Below are 16381 nucleotides of genomic sequence, written 5' to 3'. Positions count from 1 at the left end.
CGGGCAGAAGCCGTCCGTGACGGCATCCTGCCCGCTACACTCCCACCGCTCGACGTTTCCCCAGGTCAAGCCACGAAGTACTGCTGGAGTACTAGTGCTGTGACCGGAAGGGTGTCCGCGCGGCGAGACCGGGCCGGGGGGTGCCGGTACCGGTACGCAGCGAGCGCCGCTCCCCTGACGGAGCGGCGCTCTCTGCGCGTTCGACTGCTCCCGCGTCAGGCGATCGAGGCGGCGACGATCGCGGCGACGGCGAGGTTGCAGGCGGCGGAGACCCACACCGCAGGGTGGGGCTCCGGATCGACGACGATGGTGCCGAGCTTGCCCGGCGTCACCAGGTCGAGCACCAGGAAGGCCACGGCCATCAGGAGCAGACCGAGGAGGCCGAAGGCCGCCGTCGCCGCCAGGCCCTTGCCGAAGTCGTCGTAGGTGGTCCAGATCGACGTGAAGACGATGCCGCCGACACCAAGGAGGGCCGAGCTGAGGAAGAGGGCCGCATTGCGGTTGCGCTCCTCCCAGATCAGCTTCGGGAGCTTCCCGGGCGTCAGCACGTCCACCAGGACGATGCCGAGAATCAGCAGCACCAGGCCCAGGGCACCGTAGGCGCCGGTGCGGCCAAGTCCGTTGATGATGTCGCTCATTGAGAAGCCCGTCTCCGATGGGTGTGAAAATACGTGCCGTGGGGAGGCCGAATCTATCGCACGCCCTTCCGGCGGACCATGGGGAGGTCGGCGAATGGCAGAGGTCAGGGCCGCGCGGGCGGCTGAGGCGGAGGCCCTGACCGCTCTGGTGATGCGGTCGAAGGCGCACTGGGGGTACGACCGTGGATTCCTGGCCGCCTGCGCCCCGGAACTGCGGATCCGGCCCGACGAGGTGGCCGCGCGCCGGATCGTGGTCGCCGAGGATCCGCAAGGGGCGGTCCTCGGGCTCGCCTCCCTGGAAGGCGCCGCCCCGCTGGCGAGGTTGGGGCTGCTCTTCGTCGAACCGTCGGCCATCGGGCGGGGCGTGGGGCGCCTCCTCTACCGCGACGTGCTGCGGCGGGCCGTGGACCTGGGGGTGCGCAGGCTGGTCATCGACTCGGACCCGCACGCGGCGGGCTTCTACCGGGCGATGGGAGCGGTGGCGGTCGCGGCCGGATCCGCCCCGGCGGCGACCGGGCAGCCGGGTTCCCTGGTGCGGTTCGAGGCCGCCCCGGCCCCGCTGGCCGACTGGGCCCGGGCCTGGACCGGCGGCGGGCGGGCCGTGCACGTGGGCAACGTCGCCGAGTTCAACGCGCAGTTCGGCGACTCCTCGCTGGACCGCGAGCAGTTGGCCGCACACCACTACTCCTGCCTGGCCGCCTTCTACAGCCCCTACCCGTCCGCACTGGTGCTGCCCCGGGCGGTGCCCGCCGGCTGGACGGAGCTGGTCTGCCGGCAACTGGACTGGACGGGGGTCGAGGTGTACGACGGCCTGGTGGAGCGGGGTCCCGGGCTCGTGGACGCCGTACGGGCCCGGCCGGCGCTGGCCGCACGGCTGACGGATGCCGGGGAGCCGCTCGTACCGTGGGGGCGGACCCGGCCGTTCGGGCTGCTGACGGGGCGGGCATGGCAGCCGGCGGAGCTGCGCTACGAGTCGAAGGCCGCGGCGCACGCTCTGTTCGGGCGGATCCTGGCGCAGGGCGGGCACCCCGGGATCGTGCTGCCCGCACAGGCGCGGGCGGCGACGCGGTGGGTGGCGGTTCGGCTGCTGGCCGCACGGGCGCGGGCGGGCATGGGCACCGTGCTGAAATCGGAGCACGGCGTGGGGGGTTCGGGCACCACGGCGCTCACCGCCGGGCAGGTCCGGGCGGCGGGTGGAGCCCGGGCCGTCCTGCGTCGGCTGCCGCGCGGGCCGCTGCTGGTGGAGGAGTTCATCGAGGGGCCGGCGGAACCGGGCGCCGCCCGGGACCTGACCTACGACGGTTTCGTGGACGCGGCCGGCGAGGTGCACGAGGTCGGCGCGGCTGTGATGGACGTGACGGCGGCGGGCGCCTACCGCGGCGCCACGGTGGGCCCCGGAGCGGTCCCGGAATGGGCGCGCGAGCCGGTCCTCGCCTTCGGCGGGGCGGTGGGGCGGGAGCTCGCCGCGTCCGGCTACCGGGGCTGGTTCGACGTGGACTTTGTCGCGGGCACCGCGGGGCGGCTCGCCCCCACCGAGACGAACCTGCGGCTGACCGGGCCGTCGGCCGCCTTCATGGTGGCGGCCCGGCTCGACGCGCTGCGGGGCGCGGGGCACCTCGTACGGATCGTCGACCGGGTGGAGCTCGGGGCTCGGCTGCCCGAGGTTCAGCTGGACGAACTGTGTGCGGGCCTGGCCCGGGCATGCGCGGACATCGGGGCGGTGTTCGTCCCCGCGATCCCGACCGCGGCCTTCGAACCGGCGCCCTGGCTGGGGGTGCTGGTGGCCGCGCACGCTCTGGAGGTCCTGGACGCGGCCGAGGACCTGGTCCGCTCCGGGGCGGCGGCCGTCGGCGCGATGTTCGACGATCCGGCGCACGCCGCCTCATGAGGGGGGTCGCGGACGGAGGGCGGTCAGGTCCTGTCCTCGACGTCGAAGGGCGAGTCGGGCGGGCGGGCCAGGTGGAGGGCCAGGACGATGCCCGCGATCATCAGCGGGATGTTGAAGGTGTAGACGAGGAGCGCCTGGAGCGGCCAGTCCTGTCGGGCGGCCAGCCGGTAGGCGTTGTCCTGTGGCCACCAGGCGAGCAGCAGGTAGCTCACGGCGAGGTGGACGGCCCTGATGCGGACCGGGGACCGGCCGCGCTCGCGGCGTTCGACCAGGCGGTGGCCGGTGAACAGGAACGCGAGGCCCGCGCCGAAGGCCACGCTCTCGGCCACATAGAGGAGGAAGAAGAGGGCCGCCCACGGGTAGGGCACGGCGGAGAGGTCCGTGGATCCGGGCCACACCGCAGGGGTGAGCGCCAGGGTGAGGAAGGCGAGGACGATCGTCAGGCACCCGGCGGTGACGAGGCGGCCGCCGTCCACGTCGCCGGGACGGACCACCGCCCGGGTGAACTTGCCGCCGTGCAGGGCGGGCCGGTCGGAGCCGGGCCGTGCGGGCAGCGGCAGGGCCGAACGGTCCTCCTGTCCGCCGCGCTTGCGCGGCAGGGCCCGCAGCCGAATGAGGACGGTGGGCGACTCCTCCTTGCGGACGACGCCCGCCAGGTGGTTGCGCAGGCCGCGGATCTCGGGCAGTGGCGCGGAGGCGTCCCAGGCCGGGTCGCCCGGCGGCGGGGACACGTAGGCGACGAGCCGGCGCTCCCCGTCCTTGTCCACACCGGCGAGAACGGCGCCGCCGATTCCCGGGTGGGTTCGGATCGCCGCCTCGACGGGGTGGGGGTCCAAGGAGCCCCCCTGGACGGGGATCCGGTGCCGGAGCCGGCCGGCGTACTCCAGCAGACCGTCGGGGCGGAGCACGCCGAGGTCGCCGGTGGGGAGCGCGTCACCGCCGCCGGGCGGGGTGAGGTGTATCTCCCCGTCCCGCACGTCGACCCGGCATCCCGCGAAGGGGGTGCCCAGCAGGGCGAGCCGCTCCGGTTCGGTGACGGGGGCGGGCAGGTGAGGGAGTTCGAAGCAGGTGCCCGCTCCGGCGGTCTCGGTGAGGCCGTAGACGTCGAGGATCCGTACGCCCGGGCGCAGCCGGACGTGCAGGGCGTCCAGTTCGTCGAGGTGGAGGCGGTCGCCGGTGACGGTGGCCAGCCGCAGCGAGCGCAGCGGACGGGGGCCGCTCCTGCGGTCGGCGGCGGCGGGCCGGGGCCCGTCGATCACCAGCGCGGCGATTCCGGCGGGGTCCGTGTGCAGCACCGTGACCTGCTCGGCCTCGACCGCCGCGCGGACCTGGTCCGGGGTCTCCGTACGCCAGGAGGCGTCCGGCGGCACGACGAGAGCGCCGCCCGTGCACAGGGCCCGGGTCCAGCCCGCGGCGAAGGCGGTGACGTCCGGGCGGGCGGTGATGAGGTGGCGGTCCTGCGGGGTCGGCCGGGCCAGCTCCGTCCAGCCCGCGTGGGCTGCGAGCAGCACCGGGTGGCCGACGGCGACGGGCCGCGGTGTGGTGCTCGCCGTGAACAGGACGGCCGCGCGGCCGCCGGGGGGCGGCGGTGCGAGGCCGTCGGCCGCCTGCGTGAGGTCCGGTGCGTGTCCGGGCCGGGCGGCGATCTCGGCGGCGTCGTCGTCGGTCCGGATCGCGCGCAGGCCCGATCCGGTGTCGAGGGCGGCCCGGTGGGGCGCGCGAGTGAGCAGCGCGAACGGCGACAGGTGGTGCAGTGCGGCGAGCTGCTGCCGGCCGGTGCGGGGCGTCTCGGCGTCGAGGAGGGTGTAGGAGCCGCCGGCCTTCAGGACGGCGAGGATGCCGACGACGAGCTCCTCGTGGCGGGTGGTGCCGAGGGCGACGAGACCGCCGGGCGGCAGACCGCGGGCGAGCAGATGGTGCGCCAGCCGGTTGGCCCGGGCGTCCAGTACCCCGTAGGGGAGCCGGTGCTTCGGGGCGGCGATGAGGGCGGGCGCCTCGGGCGTCTCCCGTGCCCAGCGCTCGAAGTGGTGCAGGACGGTGCCGGTGGTTCCCCCGGCGTGGCGGACGGAGTCGGATCCCTGCGTCATGGACTGATGATGCCACCGGGTACCGACAGCGCAGCAGAGCCCGAAATCAGGTTCCGCGGGCCGCAGTTGCTCCGGACGGGGGGCCGGAGCCGAATCCTTGACCTCACCTTTGCTTCAGGTCCTAGCGTGCTGTGCATGGACATGGAAGTCACCGCTTGGACATCGCTGCACAGCGCGATCAACGCCCGGCAGGGCCGTCGCCCCCTCTCCCGGGACGGTCTGCGCCGCGTGGCCGCCTTCGCCCGCCCGCACCACCGCGGGCTCGTTCTCTTCCTGCTGCTGAGTGTGGTGACCGCCCTGCTGGCGGTGGCCACCCCGGTGCTCGCCAGCCGGGTCGTGACCGCCATCGTGGACGGCCGGGACACCGGCACGGTGACCCGGCTCGCCCTGCTCATCGCACTGATCGCGGTCGCGGAGGCCGGGCTGGGGCTGCTGGCCCGCCGGCTCTCCGCCACCCTCGGCGAGGGGCTGATCCTGGACCTGCGGACCGCGGTCTTCGACCACGTGCAGCGGATGCCCGTCGCCTTCTTCACCCGGACACGGACCGGAGCCCTCGTCAGCCGCCTCAACAACGACGTCATCGGAGCCCAACGGGCCTTCGCGAACACCCTGTCGGGAGTGGTCGGGAACACCGTGACCCTGCTGCTGACCCTCACCGTGATGCTCGGCATCTCCTGGCAGATCACCCTGCTGGCGCTGGTGCTGCTGCCCGTGTTCGTCCTGCCGGCCCGCCGCATGGGCGCCCGGATGGCCGCCATGCAGCGGGAGGCCTCGGCGCTGAACGCCGCAATGGGCACGCAGATGACCGAGCGGTTCTCGGCGCCCGGCGCGACCCTGGTGAAGCTGTTCGGGCGGCCCGCCGACGAGTCCGCGGAGTTCGCGGTCCGGGCGGCCCGGGTGCGGGACATCGGGATCCGCACGGCGATGGCCCAGTCCGTGTTCATCACGGCCCTCACCCTGGTCTCGGCCCTCGCCCTGGCGCTCGTCTACGGACTCGGCGGGTACTACGCCCTGCGCGGGAGTCTGGACGCCGGTTCCGTCGTCGCCCTCGCGCTGTTGCTGACCCGGCTGTACGCGCCGCTGACGGCGCTCGCCGGTGCCCGCGTCGAGGTGATGAGCGCGCTGGTGAGCTTCGAGCGGGTCTTCGAGATCCTCGATCTCACGCCGCTCATCACACAGCGGCCGGACGCCCGCCGGGTGCCGGAGGGGCCCGTGACCGTGGAGTTCGACCGGGTCTCCTTCGGCTACCCGGCCGCCGACAAGGTCTCGCTCGCCTCGTTGGAGGAGGTCGCCGCCCTCGACGTACGCGGCGGCACGCAGGTGCTGCACGAGGTGTCCTTCCGCGCCGAGCCCGGCCAGATGATCGCCCTGGTGGGCTCCTCCGGCGCCGGCAAGTCGACCATCGCGCAGCTGCTGCCGCGGCTTTACGACGCCGACGCGGGCGCGGTCCGGCTCGGCGGGGTCGACGTACGGGACCTGACGGCCGACTCGATCCGCGAGACGCTCGGCATGGTCACGCAGGACGGCCACCTCTTCCACGAGTCGGTCCGGGCCAACCTGTTGCTGGCCCGGCCGGACGCCACCGAGGAAGAGATCTGGGAGGCGCTGCGCAGGTCCCGGCTGGACGGCCTGGTCGCCTCACTGCCCGACGGTCTGGACACCGTGGTCGGCGAACGCGGCTACCGGCTGTCCGGCGGCGAGCGGCAGCGACTGACCATCGCCCGGCTGTTGCTGGCCCGACAGCGGGTCGTGGTCCTGGACGAGGCCACCGCCCACCTGGACTCGACCTCGGAGGCGGCGGTGCAGGAAGCCCTCGGAGAGGCCCTGGCGGGCCGCACCGCCGTGGTGATCGCGCACCGGCTGTCGACGGTGCAGGCGGCCGACCTGATCCTCGTGGTCGAGGACGGCCGGATCGTGGAACGGGGCACGCACACCGCTCTGCTGGCGGCGGGCGGCCGGTACGAGGAGCTGTACCGCACGCAGTTCGCCGCGGCGGACACGCCCGCGGGCACGGAGACGGACGGCGCTGCACCGGTGCGGGGAGCATGATGCTGTGATGGACATCAAACTGGAGCTCGTCGCCGTGCCGGTCACCGATGTCGACCGCGCCAAGGCCTTCTACGAGAAGATCGGTTTCAACGCCGACCACGACGTCACCGTCAGCGAGGACATCCGGTTCGTGCAGCTGACCCCGCCCGGGTCGGCCTGTTCGATCGCCATCGGCAGGGGCCTCACCCGGATGACTCCCGGATCCCTCGACAACATGCAGGTCGTCGTGGCCGACATCGAGGAGGCGTACGAGGACCTGCGCGGCCGGGGAGTCGAGGTGACGGAGGTCCAGGACCTGCCGTGGGGCTCCTTCGTCTACTTCTCGGACCCGGACGGCAACGGCTGGGCGGTCCAGCAGACCACCCCGCGGCCGTCGGCGGGCACCGGCGTGTGACGTCCGCGCCGCACGGCGGGGACGCCGCGTCGCACGGCGGGGACGCCGCGTCGCACGGCGGGGACGCCGCGTCGCACGGCGGGGACGCCGCGTCGCACGGCACAAGTTCCGTGCGACGCGGGGTCCGACGCTGTCAGGCCTGCGCGGCCGCGTGCCGGTGGTCGAGCTCCCAGGCGTGGTGCTTGAACTCGTGGCGGAAGTCCGCGTGGTCCTCCCACTGGCGGGCGATGCCGCGCAGCACGTCCCAGTGGTGCTCGACGGACTGGTCGATGACGCGGCGCACGGCCGGCTCGGCGGATTCGCGCTGCGGCATGAGGCCCTTGACCGCCGAGGCCTCCAGGACGGAGTTGCGCAGCGCGCGCAGCGCACGGGAGGTGTCGTCCATCGCGAAGCCGTGCTCGCTGCCCGTCGCCTCGTCGAACAGCGGGGTGAGCCGCGCCTCGATGAATGCGGTGATCCGCTCGAAGTGCTGCACGTCCATCGGGGCTCCCTCTCCTGCCGGACCACGGCGTGACCCGGCGTCTCCACTGCTTGTGCCGTTCGCGGCCATTATCGCCGAAGCGCCGTACCGGTGATCAATGCTGGAGTTCCACCGGCAGGTGGCGGCGTCCGAGGGGGCGGCCGGCCCGGCTCAGGGGGCGAGCAGGACGTCCAGTTCTTCCAGGGCGCCCTCGGCGATCCGACGGGCCAGTGCCTCGGCGCGGGCGGCGTCGCCCTCGCGCACCGCCTCGGCCACCTGGACGTGCAGGGTGACGGCGGCGGGGTCCGGGTCGTGGAACATCACCTCGTGTGCGGTCCGCCCCGTCAGGACCTCGGCCACCACGTCGCCGAGCCGGGCGAACATCTCGTTCCCGGAGGCGTTGAGCAGCACGCGGTGGAACACGATGTCGTGCCGCAGATAGGCGTCGAGCTGGTGGCCGCGCGAGGTGCGGACCATGCCGAGAGCCGCCGCGGTGAGGTCGGCGCAGTGCTGCGGGGTGGCCAGGGCCGCGGCGAGCCCGGCCGCGACCGGCTCGACCGCGGAGCGCAGCACGGTGAGGGAGCGCAGCTGGCGGGACCGGTCCGGGCCGGCCAGCCGCCAGCGGATCACCCTCGGGTCGTAGACGTTCCACTCCTCGACCGGCCGCACTGTGACGCCGACCCGGCGGCGGGACTCGACCAGGTGCAGCGACTCCAGGACGCGCACCACCTCGCGCACCACCGTGCGGGACGCGTCGAAGCGTGCGGCGATCCCGTCGGTCCGCAGGACGCTGCCCGGCGGGTACTCCCCCGCGGCGATCGCGCGGCCGATCGTGTCCAGCACACGGGAGTGGAGGCCCGGTCCGGGCCCGCTTTCGGCGCCTTCGGTGGTCATGGCGCAAGCGTACGGTCACGACCTCACGAGTAAAAGATGTGATGCTTGCAGCCCAGGGCTTGAATACGTAGTACTTAATGCGCTTCAGTGATGCCAGGCGGACCGATGTCGACGAGGACGGCGAGGTGGACGTGGGCACCCAGCGCGTCATTGTGGTGATGGGCGTGGCCGGCACGGGCAAGACGACCGTCGGCCGACTGCTCGCGGAACGGCTCGGCCTTCCCTACGCGGAGGGCGACGCCTTCCACCCAGCGGCCAACGTCGCCAAGATGGCGGCCGGCCACCCACTGGACGACGCGGACCGGTGGCCCTGGCTGGACGCCGTGGGCGAGTGGATCCGCAACCGCGCCGGGATGTGCGGCGGCGTGATCGCCGCGTCCTCCCTCAAGCGCGTCTACCGCGACCGGCTGCGCACCACCGCACCCCGGGCCGTCTTCGTGCACCTCACCGGTGAACGGCCGCTGATCGAGGCGCGGATGGCGGCGCGCAGGGGCCACTTCATGCCCACCACGCTGCTGGGGTCGCAGTTCGCCACGCTGGAGCCGCTCCAGGACGACGAGCTCGGCGCCACGGTCGACGTCTCCGGCACCCCCGAAGAGGTCACCGGGCTGGCCGTGGCCGCGCTCGGCCGCCTCTGCCCCACCGAGAGCTGAGGGACCGTCACGGTTCCTGCAGTTGGGCGGCGGCGAGGGCGAGCCCGCCCGCCGCCGTCGCGCAGCGGGCCGCGAGGTGCTCGACCTCGGCGCGCAGGGCCTGTGTCTCCCGCCCCTGCCACTGCGGTGACCAGGCGGCGGCCCTGCGCAGCCGGACGGCGTGCGCGCGCAGCGCGGCGGCGTGGTCGCGCAGGCTCCCCCCGGGGGGCCGCGGTACCGGCCGCAGCTGCCGCGGCCGCTGCGGCGGCCGGTCCGCGACACGGCGCCGGATGGGACCTCGATCGCGGTCCGGCTCCGCCGGGGGCCGTACGGGCAGCCCCGGGCCGCTGTCGCAGAAGGCCCACAGGGCGGCGCCGAGTCCGAGGAGCGGCCTGGGTTTCTCGGCCCGGCAGGTGGCGACCTGCCAGCCGGCGTGGTCGTTGAAGGGGTTGGCGTCCGTGAGGGCGTTCCAGGCGAGGATGTCGGCGAACGACGGGGCCAGCAGGGCGAACGCCCGCTCGGCGCCCTGCTCGCGCATGACGGCGCGGAACAGTCGGACGGCCTCGCCCTGGCGGCCCGCTTCGACGGCCCGCAGGACGGCCGCGGTGCCGGGGTCCTCGCGGAGCTCGGGACGGCCCGCGCTCACCGCCCGGATCCGGGCCTTGAGGCCGCAGACGGCGATGCTGATGGCGAGGCTCTCCCGGCCGGCCAGCACGCCCGCGAGCCGCCCGGCGCGGGCCGCGCCCCGGCCGCGCGCCGCCCAGCCGAGGCCCGCCGGGTCGGTCAGGGTCCGCAGCAAGGTGCGCCAACCCCGCCTGCTGCGGCCGCCCCTGGTGAGTGCCGCCGTGGGCAGGCGGGCGCCGAAGGCCAGGCCGGATGCGTAGCGGGCGGCCTCGCCGACCGCGTCGGCGGCCTCGGCAAGTGCGCGGCACGGGGCGTCGAGCTGGTCGGCGTCCGGGGCGGTGGACGCGGAGGGCGCGGCGTCGGACATGGGATCCTCGTGGGGTTCGGCAGGGTGGGAGGCGTGCTGGGCAGGGCGGTGCGGGTGGGGAGCCTGCGCGCAGACGTCGTCAGCGGCGGGTGAGAGCGAGCCTGATGCCGCGCGGATCGAGCGTCACGGGCAGCGGGCCGACCGGATCCAGGACCGGCCGGGTGCCCGTCACTCGGTGGCCGCGCAGTACTTCCGCGCAGAAGGCGGCGGTGATCATCAGTCCGAGCTGATCGCCCGGGCAGCGGCCGCCGCCGTGGCCGAAGGGAGCCATCCGGATGTCCCGGTCGGCGCCCGGGTTCTTCCAGCGACCGGGGACGAAGACGTGGGCGGCCGGCACCCGCTCGGGGTCGCGCTGGTGGAAGGCGGCGGGCAGCAGCACCCGGGTGCCGGCCGGGTGGCGCACGCCCTGCCACTCGGTCTCTTCACGGGAGACGCGGACCAGGTCGGGCACCACCGGGTACAGGCGCAGCGACTCACGGACGCAGGCCCGCAGCCTGGGCAGTTCACCCCGGCACGGGCCGGCGGCGACCTCGGCCACCGCTTCGGCCGCGGCCGCCTCCTGCTCCCAGGGGTGCGCTCCGAGCAGGAGCAGCGTGCGCAGCAGGGTTTCGGGCACCGCCGTCATCGCCAGCAGCCAGAGCCGGGCCTCGTCACCCGGCTCGACGGCGCCTTCGGGATCGCCGGGGCGGGCCAGGCGGGCGGCCCGCCCGGCGAGGGTGTCGGCGTCAGCGTGCCGGAGGTACTCCCCGATGCGGGCGCGGGCCCTGTCCTGCGCCGATCGCGTGGTGCGCCTCGGGCCGCCCCGCGGGCGCTTGTCCTCGGCGCGCAGTTGGGCGAGCCATCCGGCGAGTTCGTCGTCCTCGGCGGCCGGATCGCCGAGGACGATCCGCCGGGCGGCCCGGTTCACGGCGTGCCGGACGCGGACGAGTTCGAGGGTGCCGGTGGTGGTGAGGTGCCGGGCCTCATCGGCAACGGTCGTGAGGATCGGGCCGGCCGCGGGGTGCACGGGCTGCCCTGCGGCCAGTACCTCCTCGTTCAGTCGTCGCCGCTCGGCGCGCTGTCCACCGCGGACGCAGCCGGAGCCGTCTCCGTCGGGGCCGGGCTCGTGCGTGCTCAGGCCGCGGCACCTCTGCGGCGGGTCGGCAGCGAGGACGGTGGCGGGTTCGGCGTAGAAGCGGCGCAGGTCCCGGGGGTCGAGCAGGACGAGCACCGTCGTCCCGGACCGGGTGCGCACGAGAGCGGGCGCGTCCCCGTGACGTGCCCGCAGGGCACGGAGCGCGGCTGCGGAGGCGCGCACCCCGTCCGGCCTGCGGCGTGCACGCGGCCGGCCCGTGCCGTCGAGCAGGGCTCCCAGCGCGGCGAGCACGGTGGTCACGGCCGCCGAGGACACGGCGGGCGCGAGGAGCGCGGCGGGGCCGGCGGAGGCTCTGTGCCGCGGCGCCCCGGCGGACGGCCTGCGGCCGGGAGCCTCCGGGCCGAGCGACGGGCCGGGGCCCGTGAGCGGTGTTCCGCCGCCGGGTGTGCGACCGGAACGCGCGCGGGCAGCCGGTCCGCCGTGGGGCCGGGGTCGGTCCCGAGCGGGCCGCAGCGGCAGCCCGGTGCGTTCCGCGAAGGCCCGCACCCGGGCCTTGATCCCGTCGAGGGCGGCCCCTTGGACCGTACGCATCCGTGTACCTCCGCGGCGGGAACGACGACAACGGCCGGTGGCATCGGCATCACCGTACGTCGCGCCCGCGGAGCGCGCGCTCCGAGCGCTACGCCCGGGGGATCCCGCCCGGCGCGCCGCCGCTCCGCGCCGATCCGCCGGGGGTGAAGACGGCTTCGCGGAAGGCGGTGCGCAGCGGACCTCGGACGGCCGGGAGGAGGACCGCCCAGCGGTGGCGACGGGGGGAGATCCAGACGGCCGCGCCCGGGTCGGTCTCGGCGTGGTGGGTCCAGACGCCGTGCGGTGCGGGATGCCAGAGCAGTCCGCGGGCGGGAGTGAGTTCGCCCGTGCGGATACGGAGGGACTCGGCCGTCCAGGCGCGGGTGAGGGGGGCCGGGGCGGACACCCCGCTTGCTGGTGCACCCGGGTGAAGGAGGTGTCCCAGGAAGAGGGCGAGGTCGGCGAGGGGTGCGCGCAGGGTGTCGTGGGTGAGGCGGGTGCGGGTCATGCCGAGCGGGTTCCACACCCGGACGGAGGCGAGCTCGGCGAGGGTGGCGCCGCCGAGGTGCTCGACGAGGCGGACGAGGGCGGCCGTGCCGCCGGGGCGGGTGAGCAGGTGGTGGGCGGTGGTTCCGGCGGGGGTGCCGGCCGCGGCCTCGTCCCCGTAGGCGGCGAGCGGGGTGTGCAGGCGCAGCGCACCATCCTCGACGAGTGCCCCGACCGCCGGCCACAGCGCGAGGACGGCGGTGAGGCCGCCGACGTCGAGGACCTCGTCCCCACCGTGCGAACCGGCGTGTGGGCCGTCGGGTCCGCCGACGGCCCACACCGCCCGGGGGTCGGCGGACTCCACGAGGGCCCGGACGGCATCTGCCTGGTCGCTCAGGAGCGTCATGGTCGCTCACGCTAGCGACCCGGGCCGCGGGCCCGCGGCAGGTCGCGTGGATCGGCCGGTCCCGCCACTCGAATGGGCCGGAAAGCCGCGGCGCCCACCTGGTGTGCAGGGGCGGGGTCGGTGTGCGCCCCGCCCCTGCACAGCGCGGAACGGCTAGCGCTGGTCCGGGCGGTCGGTCACCCGGAGCGTGTTCAGCAGGGGCTTGCCGAAGCCGGAGTGCGTCACGAAGCGGACGTTGAGCACCCCGTCGGTGACCGTGACCGTGTACGTGCGGGTCAGGGCCGTGTAGGTGCCCGCCTCCAGGGCGATGTCGAGGGAGGGGAGGACCTGTGTGCCCTCGGCCAGGACGTCGAAGACGCGCTTGTTCGGCTTGGTGGAGGAGAGCTCCGCGAAGCCGAGCTCCACCGTGTAGGTGCCGTTCGGGACGTTGTCGAAACGGTACTCGTACATGCCCTCGCGGGCGTTGCGGAAGAGCCGCTGGTCGTCGGTACCGGCGATGGTGCGGCCGGTCGACCGGACGGTGCCGTTGCCCTGGTAGCCGTAGGACCCGGCCGTGTACCTGCGATCCGGGGACCAGGAGTCGCCCAGCACGTCGGTGCTGCCGTAGCCGGATCCGGCGTCCAGGGCGACCTGGTAGCGCGGGACGACGAGCTTGACCGGGACGGTGAGGACCGGGGTGCGGCCGCTCGCCGAGGCGATCTTCAGGTCGGCGGTGAGGACCGTTCCGGGGGCCAGTCCGGTCGTGTCGACCGTGAGGGTGACCGGTGCCCTGCCGCCCGTCGGCAGGTCGCCCGCGGCCGGCGCGGCCTTCAGCCAGCCCGCGTCCTCGGACACCGTGAACGCCGTGCCCAGACCCGCATTGGTCAGGTCGAGGGTCCGTGTCCGCTGCTGGTCGGCCGGGAGCACGACCTCCAGAGCCGGCTGCGACGCCGTCACCTTCCCGGTCCGCAGGGACCGGGTCACCGACGTGACGTCGGCGGCCTTGACGTCCACCGTGGCCGTGGCGGACTCGTACTGGGCCGCGGCGAGGGAGACGGTCCGCGAGCCGGAGGGGCTCTGGACGACGTACCCGCCGTCGGCGGCCGTGATCGCCGACACGGCGGTGTCACCCGCGCCGACGGTCACCGTGGCGCCCGCGACGCCGTCGCCGTCGTTGGCGTCGAGGACCCGGCCGGCCACCACACCACTCTTGGTGGTGCGGAAGGCGATGGAGAGGCCGTCGGTGATGACAGGGGTGTTGAAGGAGTAGGCGAAGGCGTCGGTGCCGGTGGCGTTCTCCACCCCGACGGTGGCCGAGGAGCCGCCCTTGATCCCGGTGCCGCCGGTGCCCTTGTAGGAGTAGGTGACGCTACCGTCCTCGCCGATGGCCGCGGCGAAGGAGAACCGGTCGGCCTGCGCCGACCAGTGGGACACCTCACGCCACTCGATGACGTAGGCCCGGTGCGGTGCGGTGCCGGTGACCGCGGTGAAGACGCCCGATCCGGTGCCCGCCGCGCCGACGACCAGGTCGTCCCAGAAGGGGTAGAGGGCCGCGTTGGGCGTGGCCGTGCTCGGGAGGTCGCCGTTGATGTCGCCGGTGTGATTGCCGCCGAAGCTGACGGTGCCGTTCGTGCCGATCCAGGCCTGGGCGTACGTCGTGCCGTACAGCGGCAGCGGGAAGGGCAGGTCGACCCGTTCGGTGGTGTTGTCACCGGTGAGCGCGAGCTGCCGGCTCCCCCCGGTGTACGGCCGGTCGCCGGCGGTGGCGCAGGCGTAGCCGTAGCCGTCCGTGCGCTCGGGCAGGTTCACCGCGACGGAGGTGTCGCCGTCGACGGTGACCTCGGCCGTGCCGCCGCTGAGGCAGCGGGAGGCGTGCGTGGCGTTCACCCGGTAGGTGCCGTGCGGCAGGGTGACCTCGAAGCGGCCCTGCGCGTCGGTCGTCGCGGTCACCGGGGTGTCGGCGATGGTGACGGCGGCCCCGGCGGCCGGGCCGGAGGCGGAGGCGACGGTACCGGTGACCTTGCCGGAGGCGGCCCGGGTGAGGGTGAAGTCGCCGGTGGCGGTGGCGTTCTCGGTCACCGTGGCGGTTGCGGTCTGCTGTCCGTAGCCGAACTTGGCCGCGGTCAGGGTGTAGGCGCCCACCGACAGGGCCGGGAAGGAGTAGGTGCCGTCGGCCGCCGTGGTGGCCGTACGGTCGATCGGGCCGTCGGCGGTGACCTTGACGCCCGCGAGGGGCTGGCCGTCGGAGCGTACGGTGCCGGCGAGGGCTCCGAGCGCACCGCGCGGTGCGGCTTCGACGGCCGCCAGGACGTCGAGACGGCCCTCTCCGAAGACGTTGTTGTCGGCCGCGTCGCCCCCGCACTGGCTGCTGTCGGTGTCCAGGGCGGTGCCGTCGAGGAGGGATTCGGTCTGCGCGATGTCCCCTTCGAGGGCGGGAGCGGCGGACCACAGCAGGGCCACGGCGGCCGCGGTGTGCGGCGAGGCCATGGAGGTGCCGGAGAAGGACTCGTACGTGCCGCCGGGGACGGAGGAGCGGACGTTCACGCCGGGGGCGGAGATGTTCGGCTTGACGATGCCACCGGGGCCCGTGCCGCGGGAGGAGAAGGACGCGATGGCGTTGTTGATGTCGAAGGCGCCGGAACTGTAGGAGCTCGCGTAGTCACCGGGTGAGCCGGTGGTGGCGCAGCCGGGTCCGGCATTGCCGTTGGAGAAGGCCGGGAAGATGCCGGCGGCCCGCCAGGTGTCGACGACCTGCTGGTACCAGGGGTCTCCGCCGGCGCCGCCCCAGGAGTTGTTGACGACGTGTGGGGCGAGGTCGGGTCGCGGATTCTGGCCGTTCAGGTCCGTCGGGGCGACAATCCACTGGCCGGAGGCGAGCAGCGAGGCCTCGGAGCAGGAGTTGGACTCGCAGCCCTTGGCGGCGATCCACCGGGCGCCGGGGGCGACGCCGATCCGGTTGGCGCCCCCGTCGTCGCCGACCATCGTGCCCATGGTGTGGGTGCCGTGGTCGTTGTTGTCGCAGGGTGCGGCGCCCGCGCAGACGCCCGCCGGGTCGAACCAGTTGTAGGCGTGGGAGTAGCTGCCGTCCGCGTTCCGGCCGCGGTACTGGCCGGCCACGGCCGGGTGGGTGTAGTCGACGCCGCTGTCGATGTTGGCGACGACGATGCCCTCGCCGCGGACGCCGATCCGGTCCCACACCTGCGGGGCGTTGATCCGGTCGATGTTCCACTCGACGGCGTCGGCGACGGCCTTCTCCCGCCGACCCTCGGCGGGCTTGGGGAGCTCGACCTTGTCGTCGGCGTCGATCCGGGCCACCTCGGGGCGCTGTGCCAGCGTCCCGGCGAGCTTCTGGCTGCCGACGACGCGCACGGCGTTCACGATCCAGTACGAGGTGTACTCGGCGCCCGCGCCTTGCAGTGCCTTGATGACGTCGGCCTGGCTGCGCGCGGCGTGGTCCTTTTTCGTCCTCAGCACGGTCTCGGCCTTCGCTGCGCGGGTCTGCTGCTTCCCCGCGGCGGTGAGGTCGGCGGCGCTGTCGAGGTAGACCCAGAAGACGGCCTTGGCGGCGCCGTCGAGCTGGGCGCGGAGCTTGGGTTCGATCTTGCGCTCGGCCGCGGTCGGCGCGCTGGGGCCGGGATCCGGTGCCGCTGCGGCGACGCCCGCGCCGAGCGGGAGCAGCAGGACCGAGGTGAGTGCGGCGAGCGCCGTGCGCAGGGACCGTGCGGGCCTGGCACGCCGTGTGGGTCGTAGGGCTGGTGAGGACCGCTTGTCGCGTTGGGCCACGTGTTGTCTCCTCGTACGCCGTGTGCGGGATGTGCGGGAAGGGTGCGCG

12 protein-coding genes are annotated in these 16381 nt (G+C 74.4%); 4 read left to right on the top strand and 8 right to left on the bottom strand.

Translation table 11 applies throughout. From position 1 onward, the window contains the following. Positions 1-215 precede the first annotated feature (215 nt). Entirely contained in the window at positions 216-638 is a 423-nt protein-coding gene (locus ACFW2G_RS24075; protein WP_037917286.1) for a DUF350 domain-containing protein, read from the bottom strand. Positions 639-732: 94 nt separating this feature from the next. Here ACFW2G_RS24075 and ACFW2G_RS24070 point away from each other — a divergent pair, with 94 nt between their 5' ends. Beyond that, positions 733-2526 carry a GNAT family N-acetyltransferase gene (locus tag ACFW2G_RS24070; RefSeq protein ID WP_384584258.1) on the top strand — a complete coding sequence of 598 codons (1794 nt, stop codon included), beginning with the start codon at positions 733-735 and terminating at the stop codon, positions 2524-2526. Positions 2527-2549: 23 nt separating this feature from the next. On the opposite strand, the gene ACFW2G_RS24065 is transcribed toward ACFW2G_RS24070, so the two are convergent. Then, positions 2550-4613, bottom strand: coding sequence for an AMP-binding protein (locus tag ACFW2G_RS24065; RefSeq protein ID WP_384584261.1), 2064 nt, complete (start codon positions 4611-4613; stop codon positions 2550-2552). 135 nt (positions 4614-4748) lie between these two features. On the opposite strand from ACFW2G_RS24065, the gene ACFW2G_RS24060 reads away from it, so the two are divergent. Next, a complete protein-coding gene (locus tag ACFW2G_RS24060) occupies positions 4749-6662 on the top strand; it encodes an ABC transporter ATP-binding protein (RefSeq protein WP_384453299.1) in 1914 nt (637 codons plus the stop codon). A 7-nt stretch (positions 6663-6669) separates the two neighbouring features. Continuing rightward, positions 6670-7056 (top strand): VOC family protein, encoded by a 387-nt coding sequence (locus ACFW2G_RS24055; protein WP_037917279.1) that lies wholly within the window; start codon positions 6670-6672, stop codon positions 7054-7056. 133 nt (positions 7057-7189) lie between these two features. Here the strand turns inward: ACFW2G_RS24055 and ACFW2G_RS24050 are convergent, their stop codons facing one another. Together ACFW2G_RS24050 and ACFW2G_RS24045 are read right to left on the bottom strand one after the other, a co-directional pair. Beyond that, positions 7190-7537, bottom strand: coding sequence for a hypothetical protein (locus ACFW2G_RS24050; protein WP_037917277.1), 348 nt, complete (start codon positions 7535-7537; stop codon positions 7190-7192). A gap of 150 nt (positions 7538-7687) precedes the next feature. Further along, positions 7688-8410, bottom strand: coding sequence for a FadR/GntR family transcriptional regulator (locus ACFW2G_RS24045; RefSeq protein ID WP_384453302.1), 723 nt, complete (start codon positions 8408-8410; stop codon positions 7688-7690). Between the two features lie 158 nt (positions 8411-8568). On the opposite strand from ACFW2G_RS24045, the gene ACFW2G_RS24040 reads away from it, so the two are divergent. Further along, positions 8569-9063, top strand: a complete 495-nt coding sequence (locus ACFW2G_RS24040) for a gluconokinase (RefSeq protein WP_384584307.1) — start codon at positions 8569-8571, stop codon at positions 9061-9063. Positions 9064-9070: 7 nt separating this feature from the next. On the opposite strand, the gene ACFW2G_RS24035 is transcribed toward ACFW2G_RS24040, so the two are convergent. From ACFW2G_RS24035 to ACFW2G_RS24020, 4 genes are all read right to left on the bottom strand, one after another. Continuing rightward, entirely contained in the window at positions 9071-10033 is a 963-nt protein-coding gene (locus ACFW2G_RS24035) for a hypothetical protein (RefSeq protein WP_384453305.1), read from the bottom strand. Between the two features lie 79 nt (positions 10034-10112). Continuing rightward, complete coding sequence (locus ACFW2G_RS24030; RefSeq protein WP_384453308.1) at positions 10113-11699, bottom strand: cytochrome P450; 1587 nt, start codon at positions 11697-11699, stop codon at positions 10113-10115. 88 nt (positions 11700-11787) lie between these two features. Then, positions 11788-12570 carry a hypothetical protein gene (locus tag ACFW2G_RS24025; RefSeq protein WP_384584264.1) on the bottom strand — a complete coding sequence of 261 codons (783 nt, stop codon included), beginning with the start codon at positions 12568-12570 and terminating at the stop codon, positions 11788-11790. 153 nt (positions 12571-12723) lie between these two features. Then, positions 12724-16332: a S8 family serine peptidase gene (locus ACFW2G_RS24020; RefSeq protein WP_384584267.1), complete on the bottom strand. Its 3609-nt coding sequence runs from the start codon at positions 16330-16332 to the stop codon at positions 12724-12726. Between the last annotated feature and the right edge of the window lie 49 nt (positions 16333-16381).

Origin of the sequence: Streptomyces sp. NPDC058880 (assembly GCF_042742535.1) — a bacterium.
Classification (GTDB): domain Bacteria; phylum Actinomycetota; class Actinomycetes; order Streptomycetales; family Streptomycetaceae; genus Streptomyces.
This window is presented reverse-complemented; position numbering and strand designations above follow the sequence as displayed.

Excerpts from the sequence above, each read along its gene's own strand:
- ACFW2G_RS24030 (WP_384453308.1), bottom strand. The coding sequence starts at position 11,699 with ATGCGTACGGTCCAAGGGGCCGCCCTCGACGGGATCAAGGCCCGGGTG.
- ACFW2G_RS24065 (WP_384584261.1), bottom strand. The coding sequence starts at position 4,613 with ATGACGCAGGGATCCGACTCCGTCCGCCACGCCGGGGGAACCACCGGC.
- ACFW2G_RS24070 (WP_384584258.1), top strand. The coding sequence starts at position 733 with ATGGCAGAGGTCAGGGCCGCGCGGGCGGCTGAGGCGGAGGCCCTGACC.
- ACFW2G_RS24075 (WP_037917286.1), bottom strand. The coding sequence starts at position 638 with ATGAGCGACATCATCAACGGACTTGGCCGCACCGGCGCCTACGGTGCC.
- ACFW2G_RS24050 (WP_037917277.1), bottom strand. The coding sequence starts at position 7,537 with ATGGACGTGCAGCACTTCGAGCGGATCACCGCATTCATCGAGGCGCGG.
- ACFW2G_RS24045 (WP_384453302.1), bottom strand. The coding sequence starts at position 8,410 with ATGACCACCGAAGGCGCCGAAAGCGGGCCCGGACCGGGCCTCCACTCC.
- ACFW2G_RS24055 (WP_037917279.1), top strand. The coding sequence starts at position 6,670 with ATGGACATCAAACTGGAGCTCGTCGCCGTGCCGGTCACCGATGTCGAC.
- ACFW2G_RS24060 (WP_384453299.1), top strand. The coding sequence starts at position 4,749 with ATGGACATGGAAGTCACCGCTTGGACATCGCTGCACAGCGCGATCAAC.
- ACFW2G_RS24025 (WP_384584264.1), bottom strand. The coding sequence starts at position 12,570 with ATGACGCTCCTGAGCGACCAGGCAGATGCCGTCCGGGCCCTCGTGGAG.
- ACFW2G_RS24040 (WP_384584307.1), top strand. The coding sequence starts at position 8,569 with ATGGGCGTGGCCGGCACGGGCAAGACGACCGTCGGCCGACTGCTCGCG.
- ACFW2G_RS24035 (WP_384453305.1), bottom strand. The coding sequence starts at position 10,033 with ATGTCCGACGCCGCGCCCTCCGCGTCCACCGCCCCGGACGCCGACCAG.